We start from the raw sequence: 16,473 nt of genomic DNA, 5'->3' as shown, positions 1-16,473 counted from the left end.
AACAACTTATACGATTATCGTATACGATATTCGTATGTTTATCAAGTGGAAATATACGAAAATGGTAGAAAATTTTGAAAATCAATTAAAAAGAGCTAAAGAATGCTTAGGTGTGAAATCAGATGCTGCTTTTGCAAAAGCTATTGAAATGCCAGTTACAACGTTTAGCTCTCGAAAAAAAGAACAAAAATTCCCCGAAAAAGAGCTTTTCGCCCTAAAAGCCAAATGTCCAGAATTAAACCTTGATATGGATTACATCTTGCTTGGACATCGCCGTGAAACCTATGAAGCGATAGAACAGGAAATGTTAAAAGATATGCCTAAGCCTGATGAGCCACGCTTTGACCCAAACCGAGAAATGGAAAATTTAATGCCAGCCGAGAACCTGCTTTTGCAGTATTTCCGCACCGCTGGTAAGGAAGGCAAAGAAATGATTTTGAATGTTGCCAAAATGGCGGCAAAGGCTAACACAACACAAGGCAATTTCGCTACAAAAATGCACATTGGCAACGTAGAACAACAAAACAACATCGAACACCTTGAAGGTGGTATTCATTTTAAGAAAGGGAAATAAATGGATTTTAAAATTGACAATGTTGAGCAGCTTAACAACATCAATGAAGCTCACTTTCATCATCCAGAAAAAGTAATTGATAAAAACAGCCCACACATCGTCATTTGCCCACAGTGCGGTGGCGAAAGCTACCGTTTCAATGAATACTGCTACAACGGTAAATGCACCTTTGGGATTAAGCAGTATTTTGACTATCAAGAATGGCAAGAAAAAGAGCAACGTCGCAAAGCCTTATTACAAAAACAAAGCCAAAGATTAGTGATATTCACGCTCGTAGGCTTTGTAATTTGCTTGCTGGGGCTGTATTTAGGCAGCCTGCACCCTGTGGGTTATTTGGTGTTTTTAGTGGCAGGTTATTTGGCGTTGGTCTTTAACAATGCTGGGCAACACGTGGAAAAAGAGATTAAAGAGATTGAAACTGAGGAATTAAAATGACAACTGAACAACAAAAGAAATCCGAAATTACGGAATTAAAAAATCAAAGTGAGCAATATGATGATCCTATTGAATTATCAAAAAATAATTTACTTGTAATCGTTTTTGCCAAGACTAAAAGTCCTTATTTTAAAATGGCATTATCTATTGCCACAGGAGCTTTTAAATTCTCATCTTATGAGTTAGACAAAGATATAATTTACACTTGTACTTTCGATAAAACCCCTGAACAAGCTGCTAGAGCTCTTTTATTACTACGTTACGTTGATGGTTGGACAACAAAACAAATTTTTGTTGCTGGAAAACTATATACTGGTTCTGGCTATTATAGCTTAGGCTCTATATTAGAATGCTATCAAAATGCCTGCCAATGCTTAAATGCAAAGTCACATTGTTTATCTTTAACTAACAGATTGTTCAGAGATGTTTACTATTCTCAAGGATTATCCTTATCTATTTTCTCTGATGAAAAAACAAAGCAGAAAGAAACTCAATATGTCATTCCTTGCAAAAAATTAGAAAATCGCCCAATAGAGCGAGGAGAACACTTTGGTTCTTGGAAAGAACAAATTCAGGCATTGGCTGTTGAAAACAATGTTGACTGGTGTCCAATGTTTAACTTGGATTATTTCAGACAATATGAGTAAAGTTACAACAATGCGATATGAGCTATTTCAACCGCGACAAAGACGGCGTACCTTGTGAAAGTATTTGTGGTGGGAAGAAAAAGAAATAATATCAGGAGAAGAATATGGACGTAGGCTCAATTAGTACCGCAATCGGCTTGGTTAAAGATGTGGCGAACCAAGTTACTATGCTGAAAAATTTAACATCAGATATTGAAACCGCCACAGAAATTCAAGAAGCCAAACAAAAAGCCATTGATTTAACCAATACTATAATCTCCTTGCAGACCGCAATAATGTCTATGCAAGCAGATTATATGGCGTTGGCTGAAGAAAATGCTCAATTAAAGCAAGAAAAAGAGAAGAAAGAACAATATAAGTTGATTAAATATACAACATCTTTTGAAGAACCTTTGCTGTTGTATAAATCTACGAATACTAGTTCGGTAACACATTATATCTGCCCGCGTTGCTATGACAGTGATGGTAAGGCAATCACATTGCAACAACGTAGAAGACACGTTGGTGCGACAATGGCATCATCAAGTTATCAAGATGAGTTTTTCTGTACAGTATGTAAATCAGAATATCCAACCGCCAAATATAGAGAAACCCCTGATGGTAAGGTTACTGAATTGCCTTATTAAGAGCTGGAATTAGCACATTTAAAAATAACGCAAGAAAGGTCAAAAAATTTAAAATGTAACTTGGCTAAACGCCACCACAACCAAGAACCTTTCTTGCATTTCTCCATCTTTTTAACAATAAAATTGCTAAATTTTACGGTTAAGCCACATTTAATAATCCAGCGACATATTTTTTGTTTAAGGCAACACATAGTCGTTCTCCAATCAGTTTTATTTGTCGCCATTATTCCAACAAACCGATTTTAAAGGTTATAAACCAGTTTAAAATCAGTTCCCACAACCATTAAGTAAACTCCAGTTATCAAGTGATCCTTTATAACTGGAGTTTTTTTATGCACACCTCATCCATCACCAAAATCGTGATCCATTGCTCAGCCACTCAAAACGGCAAGCAACTTCGTACCGCTACCCAAACCGCCGCTCAACGCATTGACGACTGGCACAAACAACGTGGCTTTCAACGCTTGGCTGGCAATTACAAAGCCTTTAATTCTCATCTACAACATATTGGCTACCACTTTGTGATTGACACCGACGGCACTGTCGAAACTGGTCGCAAAGAAGGCGAAACAGGCGCACACGTCAAAGGGCATAACTTAAACAGCATTGGCATTTGCTTGGTCGGTGGGATTACCAAAGACAAACGCAATCACGGCGAATACACCGAAGCTCAATGGAAAGCCCTACATCGTTTACTGCGTGAGCTTGAAGCCAAATATCCCAGCGCTCGCATTTGTGGACATCGTGATTTAAGCCCAGACCTAAACGGCGACGGCACAATCAGCCCGAATGAATGGATTAAAGACTGCCCATGTTTTGATGTTTGGAGCTGGCTAGATAGTGAAGATGTCGTGAATGTTGAGCATTTATTTAAATAAATCTCCCCTAACTCCTCTTTACAAAAGAGGGGAACGGTAAAACGGAGAAAAATTAAGCCCCCCTCTTTAGAAAAGAGGGGCGGGGGGAGATTTGAAGAATACGGAGAACACAATGAAAAAATTAAGCAATAACGCCAAAATTAGCCGTGCAATCAATAAAGGTCGCACGGTTGCCCAATGGTTTTACTTACGCTGGAGTTACTAATGGCACTCAAAGAATTGATTACTAACAACGATGGTCGTCTTTCCACCACCGCCTTTATCCAATTTTTCGGGGCTTTATTGATGGCTGGCATTTTGGTTTATGCCGTGTGGCTTGACCGTGCCTATGTGGGCGAATTATTCACTACGTTTGCTATTTTCTGTGCTGGCGGTGCAGCCACGAAAGGCTTTGCCAATGCGTTAAATAATCGGGGGCGTGAAGAATGATTTATTATCTGATTTTAGGCTTTGTTGTAGTGGGTCTGGTAGGAGCAATGATGGCCACCTATAAAATCCGCAAATCTCGACAAGAAATCGACCGCTTGTCTAAGCAAAACGAGCAACTGCAACAGGAAAAAGCAGTAGCGCAAACCCAAGTCAAACATTTTGAAGTGAGAAAGAAAAATGAAGAAAACACTCGTGGCTCTCGCCGTGATGATGTCATTAACCGCCTGCAACAACAAGGCGATCTCCGTGATTAACCCAAGCTGCTCGGGTTTTGGGGTAATTAAAGCCAGTCGGCAAGACACCACTGAAACACTCCGTCAAATTGCGGTGCATAACGCGACTTATCGGGAGATTTGCAAGGAGACAAGTAATGACCATTAACGTGGAATTTTGGCACTTGGTCGGGTTGTTGCTGTCATTTCTCGGTTGCTGTTTTGGCTTCGCCAAGATTTTAGTATCGCAGTTTCAAAACTCGCTGTCGGAGCGCCACCAAAACCAGCTCAAAGTCAATGACAAAGTGGAAGAATTGGAAAAGCAATTCAATCAAATGCAGTCGAGTCTGCCGCTCGTTTATGTGTTGCGAGATGACTACATTCGCGGGCAAACGGTGCTGGAAGCCAAAATGGATGCCCTACACAAAACCTTAAGTGATTTATACAAAATGGAGAGTGCAAAATGATGGAAAAAGCCCGCCGAGAAGGTATGCGTTGGCACTTGCTCAATACTTTACACAAAGCCATGCCATACACCACCAGCGAACAATTTTTGCGTGATGTGATGGCAGGCATTTACCCAAATGTAACACCGCACGAAATCCGTCAGCAGTTGGAATATCTTTCTGACCGTAAACTGGTGGAACTGACCAAACAACCGCACGGCGTGTGGTTTGCCGATATTAACCGCCTAGGCGTGGACATTGTGGAATACACCATCGACTGCCAAGCCGGTATTGCCCGCCCCGAAAAGTATTGGGCGTAAGGGGGAACTGGTATGGCTCCCCGTTCAAGTATCGAAAAACTGCCTGAAGATGTCCGCCGTTGGCTGGAACGAGCCTTAACCGAGAACGGTTTTTCCGGCTATGTGGAATTGGAAAACCTACTACGTGAAAAAGGCTATCAAATTAGCAAGTCGGCAATTCATCGTTATGGGCAAAAAATTGAACGCCGTTTTAAGGCAATCAAAGACAGCACTGAAGCCGCACGTATTATCGCTGAAGGCGCAGAAGATAAGGAAGACAAACGCAGTGAAGCCTTGATGGGGATGTTGCAGTCGTCTTTATTTGATGCCTTGGTCGATATTGAAGAAGCCGAAGATGATGAGATGACCCCGATGGAGAAATTCCAAGCCCTAAGTTTTGCAGGCAAAAATGTGGCATCACTCATTCAAGCAAGCACTAAGCTCAAAGTCTATCAAGCTGATGTGAAACGGCGTGCGGAACTTGCTGCTGAAGAAACGGAAAAAATCGTAATTCAGGCTGGCTTGTCGGCAGAAACCGCAGACAAAATCAAACAGCAAATTTTAGGTATTGCATAGTGAAAGATATCATTCCCTTTGACCCAAACGAGCTACTGTTGGGCTACCAAAAGCGTTGGATAGCCGATAAATCCCAGCTCAAAATCGCTGAAAAATCTCGTCGAACAGGTTTGACGTGGGCAGAAGCTGCTGATGATGCTTTGATTGCCAGCCTTGCTAAAAAAGACGGTGGCTCTGATGTGTTCTACATTGGGTCAAACAAGGAAATGGCACGCGAATTTATTGATGCGGTGGCAATGTGGGCAAGGGCGTTTAACTATGCAGCAGGCGAAATTCAAGAAGAAGTGTTGCAAGATGAAGATAAGGACATTCTGACTTATGTGATCTATTTTGCATCAGGCTTCAAAGTAAAAGCCCTTTCCAGCAACCCGAAAAACTTGCGTGGTATGCAAGGCGTGGTGGTCATTGATGAAGCAGCCTTCCACGAATACCTTGCGGAAGTATTAAAAGCCGCGCTTGCCCTTACGATGTGGGGTGCAAAAGTACGGTTGATTTCTACCCACAACGGTGCGGACAACCTTTTCAATGAGCTGATCTTAGACAGTCGGGCAGGCAGAAAACGCTACTCGGTACATACGATTACCCTTGATGATGCCTGTGCTGAAGGGCTATACCAACGTATTTGCCAAGTCAGCAAGCAAGAATGGACAGCCGAAAAAGAAGCTGAGTGGAAAGAAAACCTACTCAATGACACGGCAACCAAAGAAGATGCGGAAGAAGAATACTACTGCGTACCGAAAAACGGCACAGGGTTATGGCTCTCACGTGCGTTGATTGAACGCCAAATGAGCGAAAGCACGCCCGTAATCCGAATGACGGCAAAAGATGGCTTTAGCCTTGTGCCTGAACCGACACGCTATCAGGAAATGCAGGATTGGTGTGAAACCACGCTTGCCCCGATTTTGCAAACCTTAGATCAAACGCAATTACATTTTTTAGGCGAAGACTTTGCCCGCAGTGGCGATATGACGTCCTTTGTGGTGTTAGCACAACAGCAAAACTTAACCAAAAGCGTTCGGTTGATTGTGGAGCTAGGCAATATGCCTTACAAGCAACAAGAACAAATTGTGTTGTTTATTCTCAAGCATTTGCCACGTTTCGCCGGTGCAGCTTTTGATGCACGAGGGAACGGGGGCTATTTAGCCGAAGCCGCTCGCGATGCGTTTGGTTCATTGGTGGATTGCGTGCAGTTATCGGAAAAATGGTATCGCGAACACACCGCCCCATTTAAAGCCGCGCTCGAAGATGGCGAACTCGACAGCATTCCAAAAGATGCCGATATTCTTGCCGATTTGCGTTCGTTCCAAGTGGTGAAAGGCGTGCCACGCATTCCCGATAAACGAACCAAAAGTGCAGACGGCAAAAACAAACGCCACGGAGACACCGCAATTTCTTTATTGCTCGCACATTATGCCAGCCGTCAGTTGGTGCAGTTGCCGGTTAAAGCTCACAGTCGCAAACCAAGAGCCAGCCGAAAATTAACGCAAGGATATTAACCATGATCGCATTTGTAACTTTAACCATTTCTGCCGCTGTGCTGATTTTTTACGACAAACCGTTTTGGTGGGTATTTTTATTGCTTGCCGCCTTTGTGGATTATGAAAAATAAGGAAAGCCAATGACACCAAAAAAACAAGATTTAATTCGCGTCATCGCCAGCCGTGCCAACGCCATTGACTATTGGTCGTTTATGCACTACCTGCCGAACCCCGATCCTGTGCTGAAGAAAATGGGCAAGGATATTTCGGCTTATCGTGAAATTTTATCCGACAGCCACGTTGGGGGCTGTGTTCGCCGTCGCAAAGCGGCAATCAAAGGGCTGGAATGGCGAATTACTCCGACAGGTAATGAAAAAACGGACGAGATTTTAACCGCACTTTTCGACCGCTTGCCGATGTCGCATATTATCAGCCAAATTTTAGATGCCACGCTATTTGGCTATCAAGCCTTAGAAGTAATGTGGGAAAGCGAAAACGGCTTACTGTTGCCAACAGCAATCGTAGGCAAACCGCAAGAGTGGTTCGTCTTCGATGAAGAAAACCAGCTTAAACTTCGTACCAAAGAGAACTTCAACGGCGAAGAACTGCCGCCTTATCGAATATTGCTTGCCACCCAAAATGCGACCTACATCAACCCGTATGGCTTGGGCGATCTCTCGCTCTGCTTTTGGGCGGCGACTTTTAAGAAAGCTGGCTTTAAGTATTGGCTGGAATTTACCGAAAAATACGGCAGCCCGTGGTTAGTCGGCAAACACCCACGCCAAGCCCAAGTTCACGAAGTGGAAGATTTGCTCGACAGTATGGAAGCAATGCTCGGCACAGCGGTTGCCGCCATTCCTGACGACAGCTCAATCGGCTTAGTGGAAGGTTCGGACAAGAGTGGCTCATCAGAAGCCTTTGATAACTTTATCAAGTATTGCAAATCGGAAATCGCCATTGCGATTTTAGGGCAAAACCAAACCACCGAAGCGGAAGCCAACCGAGCATCTGCCACCGCAGGGCTAGAAGTCACCCGTGATATTCGCAACGATGACGCCAGCCTTGTAGAAGGCGTGTTCAATCAGCTGTTGAGCTGGATTTGTGAACTCAATTTCAGCGTGGACACCTTGCCAACCTTTGAACTGTTTGAACAAGAAAACATCGACAAACTACAAGCCGAACGCGATAAGCTCTTAACTGAAATGGGAGTAGGCTTTACCGAGCAATATATCCACCGCACTTATGGTTTTGAAGAGGGCGATATTGTGATGCAAGAAATCTCCCCTAACCCATCTTTACAAAAGAAAGGGACGGATAAGGTGGATTTTGCCGAGCCAATCCCAAAAAGCGTGATTGAAACCATTGGCGAGCAGTTGGAAGTGGAAGGCGAAGCCGTTGTTGAAACTTGGCTACACGATATTCGCGATCGCTTAGGGCAAGCCGAAAGTTTGGAAGATTTCCGCAACCAGCTCGATAGCCTAATTCCAGAACTCAGCTATGCCGAATATGGCGAACTTCTCGCATGGGGTTCAACGGCAGCACAATTCGCAGGGCGACAATCCGTAGAAGACGAGCGTGCCAAGTCTCCCTCTTTAGTAAAGAGGGGCTAGGGGAGATTTGTGAATGAAATTCACCTTTGAAAATCAAGTCAAATACTTTGAGAAAAAACTCAACCTACCCACCAACAGCTATTTGGACGTGCTGGGCGATGAACACGACTACTTCTTTATGGTCGCAGGCGCGAACCGCAACGAAGTCCTGCTTGCCTTTCGTGAAGCGGTGGACGAAGCTATCAACAATGGCGAAACTCTGGAGGGCTTTCGCAAGCGGTTTGATGAAATTGTGGCTCGCACAGGCTGGGATTACAAAGGCGGTAGAAATTGGCGAACCCGTATTATTTACGACACCAACGTTTACGCTGCCTACAATCGCGGACGGTTGCAGCAGCATTTAGACCTTGTTGATGTGATGCCTTATTGGGAATATCACCACCACGACAACGCCCACCCACGTCAAGAGCATATTGATTTGGACGGCACGATTTTGCCGGCAAGCGATCCATTTTGGCATTATTACTACCCAATCAAGGCGTATGGTTGCCATTGTACGGTAACAGCTCACGATGAAGACGACTTGAAAGAAATGGGCAAAACCGTCAGCCCATCGCCTGAAATCGAATGGCAGGAAAAACTGGTCGGTACAAGGTCAGGCAATCCAAGAATGGTAAAAGTCCCGAAAGGCTATGATGTGGGGTTCAAACCACATAATTTTGAGCGATTGACCGCCAGGCGAAATGCGGACGTAGATCAGCTATTGTTCAATAAATTTGTCAATGCCGAGCCAAAACTTGCCAGCCTACTGATTGAAAACGTGTTACAAAATCCGCGTGCCGTGATGATGTTAAACGGCGCGATGAAGTCGATGGTAGATACCGTTGCCACCGAAAAAATGGCACGTGGACAAATGAAAAACGTGGGCATAATCCCAGCCAAAGTGATTGATAAATTGACCGTACTTGAAAAAGCTCCGCAATCTGCCGTGATTGCCGTGCGTGATGAAGATGTACTGCACGCCCTGCGTGATACCAAACAAGCCAAAGGTATTAACCTGCCGATTGAGTTTTGGGAGCAGTTGCCGGAGATGTTAAGAAATCCGACTGCTATTTTGCTGGAAACTGATCAGAAATTGCCGACCTTACTTTTCATTTATGAAACCGAACAAGGCAAAGTGGCAATCAAAATGGATTATGAAGTCAAAATCAAAGACGAATTAAGCAAGAAAAAACTGACACACAAAATCAATTTAGTAAGAACGGCAAGTTTAATTGAACCGACAAAAGAATGGGGAAATTTAAAAAATGCGTATGAGCTTTTATGGGGGAGTTTAGACTAACGGTGGTTTGCCTGATTCGAACAGGATAATACGGGCGGAACCGCAACCTTTCCAGTAGGAAACCCCCACCGTTAGAAACACTATACGCCCAACTTATTTTTTAATCAATAGGAGAATAAAAATGACTGAACGTGTTACCCAAGAACATTTGGAATCTATTATCACCGATAAAAAATTCCATCGTTTAACAGAAACGCTCACGGTTTGTGTTTTAACCTTACGCAATGGGTTCACCGTGACAGGTGAATCAGCCTGTGTTTCACCGGCAACCTATAACCAAGAAATTGGTGAACGTATCGCCTTTGAAAATGCATTTGACAAATTATGGCAGCTTGAAGGCTATGTATTGAAAAATAAACTCGCTGGCTTTTAGCTATGATTAAAATCAGTCTTAACGACACGCAAGCGGTGGAAAAACTCCACCGTATTGCAAGCCAACTCAAACAGCCTCGTAAACTCTATGGTGTGCTGGGCGAAACCTTGAAGAAAATCCACGCAGAACGGTTTAAGCAGGAAGTTGATCCTGAAGGCAATAACTGGCAGTCGCTTTCGCCAAAAACCTTGGCACGCAAGCAGAAGAAAGGCAAGTCCACTAAGATTTTGCGACAGGACGGCTATTTGTCGGATAAAACCGCCTACAACTACAACGACAAAAATGTCGAGTTTGGTTCTGACGCTAAATATGCCCGCTTGCACCAATTCGGTGGCAAGGCGGGGCGTGGGGGGAAAGTCACCATTCCTAAACGTCCGTGGTTAGGCGTAAGCGAACAAGACGAGCAAAAACTCTTGCGAAAAGCCACCGCACTTTTGCAACGTCAAATTAACCAAAGTTAGTCACTTTGGCTGAAAATCAAAAATAACGCATAAAACGCCCATTGTGGCGTTTTAAATCCCATTCGATAAATTATCGCCTAAATCTCTTTGGGCGTGTTTATAAACACCGATAAACACGCAAAAACGCCTCATTCAATTGCTTTTCACTTTCTCTTTCCCATTTTCATTCCTTAAACCAGTTTAAAAGTAACAAGCGGTCGTTTTTTCTATGATGTTTGCCAACACAAGGAGAACCGAATGACCCTGATTGAAATTTTTAAAGCAGGCAAACGCCCAGATGCACACGGTACAGTGGTGGAAATCACTCCTGCCGATTTGCAACAAGCGGTTGATGCCTATGATGTGGCTTATCACGAAGCCCCTGCGGTAATCGGACACCCGCAAATGAACGCCCCCGCCTATGCGTGGGTAAAAGGCTTGCAGTTAGACGGCGATGTGCTGAAAGCAGAGCTTGACCAAGTTCACCCCGAATTTGCCGATATGGTTGCCGACGGGCGGTTTAAGAAAGTATCAGCCTCTTTCTACCTTGCGGACAGCCCCGACAACCCAAAACAAGGCTCGCTTTATTTGCGCCACGTTGGATTTTTAGGGGCTATGCCACCTGCCGTAAAAGGCTTGCGCAACCCTGAATTTTCAGAAAGTGAGCAAGGTATTGTGGATTTTTGCGAAGCAATGCCAAATGAACCCAATCAAACTGAACCAACTCAAGGAGAACCTGAAATGAGTGCAGAAGAGAAAGCGGAATTAGACCGCTTGCGTGCTGAAAATCAGCAACTCAAAGATGAAAACGCCAAAGCGAAAGCCGAAAAAGCAGAAGCTGAACTCAATCAAGCTAAAGCTGAAAATGCCGATTTTGCTGAAGGCTTAGTCAAAGCTGGCAAACTCGCCCCGATTGCCAAACAGCAAGCGGTGGATTTATTGAACTACGCATCAACCACTGCACAAGGTGGTGTGGTCGAGTTTGGTGAGGGCGAAAGCCTACACAGTAAACTCAAAGCCTTTTTGGATGCGCAACCGCAAGTGGTGAATTTTTCTGAGGTCGCAACCAAAGATAAAGCTGCAGAACCGCAAGATGGTACTGTGGAATATGCTGAGGGTACAAGCCCTGCAAGCATTGAAGCCGATCAGAAAATTCGTGCTTATGCCAAAGAACACAATGTGAGCTACACCGCCGCATTTAACGCCATTTACCAATAGATATAAGGAAAACCTATGACAGCACATAATCTTCAAGCACTTCGTGTGCAAGATCCTGTTTTAACCAACTTGGCTCAGGGCTATTACAACCTTGAGTTAGTGGGCGAAGTCTTAATGCCAACCGTCGAAATCGACAAAGAAGCCGGAAAAATTCCGAAATTTGATCGTCTTGCATTTCGCCTACCAAGTACGGTGCGTAACTTACGAGGCACATCAAATCGCTTAACTCCTGAAGACATTACCGCGATTGATGTTGCATTAGAAGAACATGATGTGGAATACGCCATCGACTACCGAGAAGAAAACGAAGCAATTTTCTCGCTCCGTCAATTCGCCTTAAACACCACCCAAGATGTGATTGCACTGGGTCGTGAAAAAGAAGTCGCAACGCTGGCATTAGATGAAAGTAAATACAACAGTGATAACAAAATCACCTTAAGTGGTACGTCTAAAATTACCAGCAAAGATGCCGATATTTTTGGCATGTTCGATACTGGTATTCGTACAGTGAAACGTGCTATTGGTCGTAAACCGAATGTGTGCGTAATTGCAGGCGATGTGTGGGCAGCATTGAAAGAACACCCAGCGGTAATTGAAAAACTCAAATACTCACAAGTGGCGATTGTCACCCCTGAAGTGTTCGCCAAATTGATTGGTATTGATACCGTGAAAATCGGTGAAGCGGTGTATGAAGAAAGCTATCAGCTAAAAGACATCTGGTCTGATGCGATTGTGTTGGCTTATGTTGCACCACGTTCACAAGAACGCAAAGGCACAGTCTATGAACCGTCTTACGGCTACACCGTCCGCCGTCAAGGTGGCTTATTTGTGGACACCTACAAAGAAAACGGTGGCAAGCTTGAAGTGATTCGTACCACAGATATTCATAAACCACATCTTGTCGGTAGTGCAGCAGGTTACTTAATCAAAGGCTGCTTGTAATTCCTAAAAATCCTCCTCTTTAGTAAAGAGGGGTTAGGAGAGATTTTTAACACCGTTTCATTAGGAGAAAGTAATGAACAAAACCAAACTCTATGCTGTTATCAGCACAATGGCAATTTTACATAACGGAAAACGCTACGAGCAAGGCGATAAGTTAGAACTGACCGACGAAGAAGCTGAACGCATTGCACTTTATGTGCAGTTAGTTGAATCTGAACAAGTTCAATCTGAACAAGTTCAATCCGAATCAGCTGTTACTGAGGCTGATGTCCAAGAGGCTGAAGCCAATATTGCACAAGCAGAAGCCAAAACGAAAGGTAAAAAAGGCGAATAATCAATGTACATCAAGGCACAAGATTTAACAGACGTGATGGACGAAATCACGTTAAGACAACTTTCGATGGATAACAGCAGAGCGACAGAAGTCAATCAAGCTGTAATCGCCAAAGCGTGCGAATACGCCACTGAAACGGTGGACGGCTATTTACGCGCCCGTTATCTGTTGCCGTTAAATCAAGTGCCAACCTTGGTGCGCAACATCTGCTTGCAGCTGGCTCGCTACTGGCTCTATTCACGCCGTCCTGACGGCAAAGGCTTTCCGCCCAATGTGAAAGATGCCCACGCACAAGCGTTGAAAGATTTGGAACGCATTGCCGATGGTAAATTGCACTTGGGCTTGCTCGAAGTGGGCGAAGCAGCAGACGACAGTTTGCCGTCCGCCTTAAAGTTTAAAGCCCGTGCGCCGCAGAAATTGGATTTGTCGGGCTATTAAGGGGAGCATCAATGAGTGCCACTTTACCGATTTTGCAAAGCATCAGAGATCATATCGAACAGAAGACCACGAGTTTCAGTATCGAACTATTCCCTGATGACCTTGAACACTACAACCTGCTCGATCCTTTTGGTGCAGTGCTGGTGCAGTATGCAGGGTCGAAATTTGAAGGCCTTGATAGTACCGACATTATCCAACAACGCCGCAAGGTGCTGGTTGCTTTGACAGTTATTGCCCGCAGTCAGCACGATGACACCGGTGCGTTGGAAATGCTTGACCAGTTACGCCTCGCAGTAGTCGGCTTTAAACCGACGAACTGTACGCCTTGTCATCTTATTAGTGAAGAATTTGCCGGTGAAGACAACGGGCTTTGGCAATATCAACTTATTGTACAAACTGAGACATGGCAGGTAGAAGACCGACAAGCGGTTACATCTGCACCGAAATTTGCACATTTAATTAAACGCTCAACCTCGCAACCGTTAGATACACGGTTGAAAACCAAAGGAGAATAATATGGCAGTAGCCTTCCATCACGGTTCGGAAACCGAACGTATTAACGGTGGTACAGTCGCTATCCGTCAAATTGACGGGGCGATTATTGGTTTAGTTGGCACAGCACCGATTGGCGCAACCAATGAAATTACCCTGTGCCAAACCTCAAAACATTTTGCACAATTCGGCAATCTAGTAGATAAAGGTTATACCATTTGTGATGCACTAGATATTATTAAGCGATATGAAGCAGGTACAGTATATGTAATTAACGTGTTAGACCCTAAAAAACATCGCACGACGGTAACAGATGAAGTATTAACACAAAATGCTGACACGCTTATTGCACAAACTCAGAAAGCAGGTTTAATTGAGTTAACCATTAAATCAGGTGCAACTGTATTAAGTGCCGGTAAAGATTACACCGTTAATTTATTAACCGGTGAAGTCACCTTTATGCGCGCACAAACAGAACTTAAAGCAACCTATGTTTATGCTGATCCAACTAAAGTAACAGAGAGTGATGTGCGAGGCGGTATTGATTCAGCCACAGGTAAGCGCACAGGTTTTGAGTTGCTCAAAATGGGCTTTATCGAATTTGGGGCTGATGCCAAAATTGTGATTTGCCCTCAATTTGACCAACAAGCAGGCGTAATGACATCGCTTGCCACCCTTGCGGATAAGCTCAATGCGATTGCTTATATCAATGCACCTAAAGGCACAACCTTATCTCAAGCAATTGCAGGGCGAGGTAGCAACGGCACAATCAACTTTTATACCAGTTCTGACCGCGTACATCTGTTTTACCCATATGTTGTCGGCGAGCGTGGCACGTTGGAAAGTCTTGCCACACACGCCGCAGGCTTGCGTATGAAAGTGGATGTGGATCACGGCTATTGGTACTCTACCTCAAACCGTGAGCTTAAAGGTGTACAAGGCGTAGAAGTTAAACTGACGGCGCGTGTTAACGACGTACAAAGTGAAACCAACCAACTTAACTCCCGTGGTATTACTACCGTATTTAACAGCTACGGTACAGGCTATCGCTTATGGGGCAACCGCTTAGCTGCTTACCCAACCAGCACGCATATCAGCCAGTTTGAAGTGGTACAACGCACATCAGATTTAATTGACGAAGGCATTGCTCAGGCAGAATTACAATACGTAGATCGTCCAATTGATGAAGCTTTACTAGATAGCCTATTAGGTACGATTGAAACCTATATGGGAACACTCAAATCCATTGTGGGTTATAGCGTTGCTCTTGACCCTGATGCGGACTTGTTAGATGCCTTTAGCCAAGGATTAGTACCATTACAATATGACTTTACGCCGAAAATCCCTGCGGAACGTATCCGTAATAAGAGTGTGGTAACGCGTAAATATCTCGTGAATTTAACCAGCCGTGGAGGTCAATAATGAGCGGTGTCGCAATTAACAAAATTGATAATGCCAATGTGTACATCAACGGCAACAGTTTTTTAGGCAAGGCAAAATCCATTAAGTTGCCCGAATTTGAAGTGGAAATGACCGAGCATAAAAATTTAGGTTTGGTCGGCACATTAAAACTACCAAGTGGCGTGAATGCCCTTGAAGGGGAAATTGTGTGGGACGGTTTTTACCCTGAAGTTGCAGCTATTGCCAACAATCCTTACCGCACTGCACAACTACAGGTGCGTGCTAATGTGAGCGTGTACAACGCTGCAGGACGTGCAACTGAGGTGCCATTGGTGATGATGTTAAACTGCAACTTCAACAAAGCGCCACTGGGTGAATATAAGCCTAAAGAGAATTCAGAATACGCAATGACTTATCAAGTCAGTATGGTTAAGCAGATGATTGATGGTAAAGAAGTGTTATATTTTGATGCCTTCAGCAATAAATGGCGCGTTGCAGGGCAAGATATTTTAGAAACCTACCGCAAAAATATCGGGCAGTAATTTCTTTAAAGCAGTTTAAACGACCTTTAAACATAATTTAAGTAAACTCCTTTGTGAAAGTTAAACAACACACTCACAAAGGAGTTTTTTATGTCTCAAAAAGTTGATGCCGTTCGCACTACCATTAAATTATCTAGCCCAATCCACCTTGCGGGTGGCATATTGGTTGAAGAATTGAAAGTACGAGAGCCATTAGTGAAAGATATTCGTGTAGCTGGTCAGCAAGGTAAAACATCTGAAGAACGTGAAATTATTGTTGCTGCACTTTGCTGTGGCTTGGTGCAGGAAGATATGGACTTAATCAAATGGAAAGATTATCAACAGATCCAACGATTTCTGTTCGGTTCAGACAGTGAAGACGGAGATACTGAGTAATGCGATTGCCGACATTGTTTGGTGGTTTGGTTTTTCGGCAGATGAAATTGATGGCTGGACACTAAAAGAACTTGACGACTGGCTTTTCCAAGCCAATCGTCAAATCAAAGAAGGCTACAGGCAAATTTTACGGTAGCACCAAGAAAAACCTTGAAACACAGTGGCAAACAATGCCCCGATAAAGCCGCATAGCCAAATGGCGACTGAACCCAGCACAGCGACTAAAACAAAGTAAATCATCGCCCAAAATGCGATAGAAAGAACGTTTTGTTCGGCTGGGCTGGTGAAATGAAATGCCCAGTATTCATAGCTACCGTATAAAAACAGCACAAGGAACAGTCCAAAGGCAATGCTGTAGGCTGTTTTTTGCCAGCTTTCAAAGCCACGCCATTCGATAAATTTTTCATTCAACCAAGTCAGCATAGT

General features: G+C 44.0%; 25 protein-coding genes. 24 read left to right on the top strand and 1 reads right to left on the bottom strand.

Annotated elements, in window-relative coordinates; translation table 11 throughout:
* The first annotated feature begins 34 nt into the window (after positions 1–34).
* The 24 genes from HMPREF1128_RS04565 to HMPREF1128_RS10420 all read left to right on the top strand — a co-directional run bounded on the left by HMPREF1128_RS04565 (position 35) and on the right by HMPREF1128_RS10420 (position 16,183).
* Entirely contained in the window at positions 35–574 is a 540-nt protein-coding gene (locus tag HMPREF1128_RS04565) for a helix-turn-helix domain containing protein (RefSeq protein ID WP_231287864.1), read from the top strand.
* Positions 575–1,009: a hypothetical protein gene (locus tag HMPREF1128_RS04560; protein WP_007525043.1), complete on the top strand. Its 435-nt coding sequence runs from the start codon at positions 575–577 to the stop codon at positions 1,007–1,009. It begins immediately after the preceding gene.
* Positions 1,006–1,656 carry a hypothetical protein gene (locus HMPREF1128_RS04555; RefSeq protein WP_007525521.1) on the top strand — a complete coding sequence of 217 codons (651 nt, stop codon included), beginning with the start codon at positions 1,006–1,008 and terminating at the stop codon, positions 1,654–1,656. The genes HMPREF1128_RS04560 and HMPREF1128_RS04555 overlap by 4 nt, the downstream gene beginning before the upstream one ends.
* Before the next feature lie 104 nt (positions 1,657–1,760).
* Complete coding sequence (locus HMPREF1128_RS04550; protein WP_007525139.1) at positions 1,761–2,282, top strand: hypothetical protein; 522 nt, start codon at positions 1,761–1,763, stop codon at positions 2,280–2,282.
* A 332-nt stretch (positions 2,283–2,614) separates the two neighbouring features.
* Positions 2,615–3,160: an N-acetylmuramoyl-L-alanine amidase gene (locus tag HMPREF1128_RS04540; RefSeq protein WP_007524504.1), complete on the top strand. Its 546-nt coding sequence runs from the start codon at positions 2,615–2,617 to the stop codon at positions 3,158–3,160.
* A gap of 204 nt (positions 3,161–3,364) precedes the next feature.
* Entirely contained in the window at positions 3,365–3,589 is a 225-nt protein-coding gene (locus HMPREF1128_RS04535; protein WP_007524007.1) for a DUF2644 domain-containing protein, read from the top strand.
* 50 nt (positions 3,590–3,639) lie between these two features.
* Positions 3,640–3,843 carry a DUF2681 domain-containing protein gene (locus HMPREF1128_RS04530; RefSeq protein ID WP_007524180.1) on the top strand — a complete coding sequence of 68 codons (204 nt, stop codon included), beginning with the start codon at positions 3,640–3,642 and terminating at the stop codon, positions 3,841–3,843.
* A gap of 116 nt (positions 3,844–3,959) precedes the next feature.
* Positions 3,960–4,268: a hypothetical protein gene (locus HMPREF1128_RS04520; protein WP_005661694.1), complete on the top strand. Its 309-nt coding sequence runs from the start codon at positions 3,960–3,962 to the stop codon at positions 4,266–4,268.
* On the top strand, positions 4,265–4,567 hold the full coding sequence (locus tag HMPREF1128_RS04515; RefSeq protein WP_005661693.1) for a hypothetical protein: 303 nt from the start codon (positions 4,265–4,267) through the stop codon (positions 4,565–4,567). Before HMPREF1128_RS04520 ends, HMPREF1128_RS04515 begins: the two co-directional genes overlap by 4 nt.
* 12 nt (positions 4,568–4,579) lie before the next feature.
* The gene (locus tag HMPREF1128_RS04510; protein ID WP_007525092.1) at positions 4,580–5,122 is read left to right on the top strand and encodes a DUF3486 family protein; all 543 of its coding nucleotides are present in this window, start codon (positions 4,580–4,582) and stop codon (positions 5,120–5,122) included.
* On the top strand, positions 5,122–6,618 hold the full coding sequence (locus HMPREF1128_RS04505) for a terminase large subunit domain-containing protein (RefSeq protein ID WP_007524818.1): 1,497 nt from the start codon (positions 5,122–5,124) through the stop codon (positions 6,616–6,618). Before HMPREF1128_RS04510 ends, HMPREF1128_RS04505 begins: the two co-directional genes overlap by 1 nt.
* A gap of 122 nt (positions 6,619–6,740) precedes the next feature.
* Positions 6,741–8,210 (top strand): DUF935 domain-containing protein, encoded by a 1,470-nt coding sequence (locus HMPREF1128_RS04500; RefSeq protein WP_007524952.1) that lies wholly within the window; start codon positions 6,741–6,743, stop codon positions 8,208–8,210.
* Between the two features lie 13 nt (positions 8,211–8,223).
* Positions 8,224–9,492 (top strand): phage head morphogenesis protein, encoded by a 1,269-nt coding sequence (locus HMPREF1128_RS04495; RefSeq protein ID WP_007525343.1) that lies wholly within the window; start codon positions 8,224–8,226, stop codon positions 9,490–9,492.
* A gap of 121 nt (positions 9,493–9,613) precedes the next feature.
* The gene (locus HMPREF1128_RS04490) at positions 9,614–9,865 is read left to right on the top strand and encodes a Gp49 family protein (RefSeq protein ID WP_007524816.1); all 252 of its coding nucleotides are present in this window, start codon (positions 9,614–9,616) and stop codon (positions 9,863–9,865) included.
* Between the two features lie 2 nt (positions 9,866–9,867).
* Positions 9,868–10,326 carry a phage virion morphogenesis protein gene (locus HMPREF1128_RS04485; protein WP_007524687.1) on the top strand — a complete coding sequence of 153 codons (459 nt, stop codon included), beginning with the start codon at positions 9,868–9,870 and terminating at the stop codon, positions 10,324–10,326.
* Positions 10,327–10,563: 237 nt separating this feature from the next.
* Positions 10,564–11,523: a hypothetical protein gene (locus HMPREF1128_RS04480; RefSeq protein WP_007524481.1), complete on the top strand. Its 960-nt coding sequence runs from the start codon at positions 10,564–10,566 to the stop codon at positions 11,521–11,523.
* A 15-nt stretch (positions 11,524–11,538) separates the two neighbouring features.
* Entirely contained in the window at positions 11,539–12,465 is a 927-nt protein-coding gene (locus tag HMPREF1128_RS04475; RefSeq protein WP_007524268.1) for a major capsid protein, read from the top strand.
* A gap of 73 nt (positions 12,466–12,538) precedes the next feature.
* The gene (locus tag HMPREF1128_RS04470; RefSeq protein ID WP_007524156.1) at positions 12,539–12,799 is read left to right on the top strand and encodes a DUF7210 family protein; all 261 of its coding nucleotides are present in this window, start codon (positions 12,539–12,541) and stop codon (positions 12,797–12,799) included.
* Positions 12,800–12,802: 3 nt separating this feature from the next.
* Positions 12,803–13,237 (top strand): gp436 family protein, encoded by a 435-nt coding sequence (locus tag HMPREF1128_RS04465; protein WP_007524071.1) that lies wholly within the window; start codon positions 12,803–12,805, stop codon positions 13,235–13,237.
* An 11-nt stretch (positions 13,238–13,248) separates the two neighbouring features.
* Positions 13,249–13,752, top strand: coding sequence for a Gp37 family protein (locus tag HMPREF1128_RS04460; protein WP_007524312.1), 504 nt, complete (start codon positions 13,249–13,251; stop codon positions 13,750–13,752).
* A gap of 1 nt (position 13,753) precedes the next feature.
* Positions 13,754–15,151: a phage tail sheath family protein gene (locus tag HMPREF1128_RS04455; protein ID WP_007525274.1), complete on the top strand. Its 1,398-nt coding sequence runs from the start codon at positions 13,754–13,756 to the stop codon at positions 15,149–15,151.
* Entirely contained in the window at positions 15,151–15,672 is a 522-nt protein-coding gene (locus tag HMPREF1128_RS04450) for a phage major tail tube protein (RefSeq protein WP_007525401.1), read from the top strand. Before HMPREF1128_RS04455 ends, HMPREF1128_RS04450 begins: the two co-directional genes overlap by 1 nt.
* A 90-nt stretch (positions 15,673–15,762) precedes the next feature.
* Positions 15,763–16,047 (top strand): phage tail assembly protein, encoded by a 285-nt coding sequence (locus HMPREF1128_RS04445; protein WP_007524759.1) that lies wholly within the window; start codon positions 15,763–15,765, stop codon positions 16,045–16,047.
* Positions 16,025–16,183, top strand: a complete 159-nt coding sequence (locus HMPREF1128_RS10420) for a GpE family phage tail protein (RefSeq protein WP_007524845.1) — start codon at positions 16,025–16,027, stop codon at positions 16,181–16,183. The genes HMPREF1128_RS04445 and HMPREF1128_RS10420 overlap by 23 nt, the downstream gene beginning before the upstream one ends.
* Here the strand turns inward: HMPREF1128_RS10420 and HMPREF1128_RS04440 are convergent.
* Positions 16,162–16,470 carry a hypothetical protein gene (locus HMPREF1128_RS04440; protein WP_007524604.1) on the bottom strand — a complete coding sequence of 103 codons (309 nt, stop codon included), beginning with the start codon at positions 16,468–16,470 and terminating at the stop codon, positions 16,162–16,164. The two genes, HMPREF1128_RS10420 and HMPREF1128_RS04440, sit on opposite strands and share 22 nt — an antisense overlap.
* Positions 16,471–16,473: the final 3 nt, after the last annotated feature.

Source organism: Haemophilus sputorum HK 2154 (assembly GCF_000287615.1).
Lineage (GTDB): Bacteria > Pseudomonadota > Gammaproteobacteria > Enterobacterales > Pasteurellaceae > Haemophilus_A > Haemophilus_A sputorum.
This window is presented reverse-complemented; position numbering and strand designations above follow the sequence as displayed.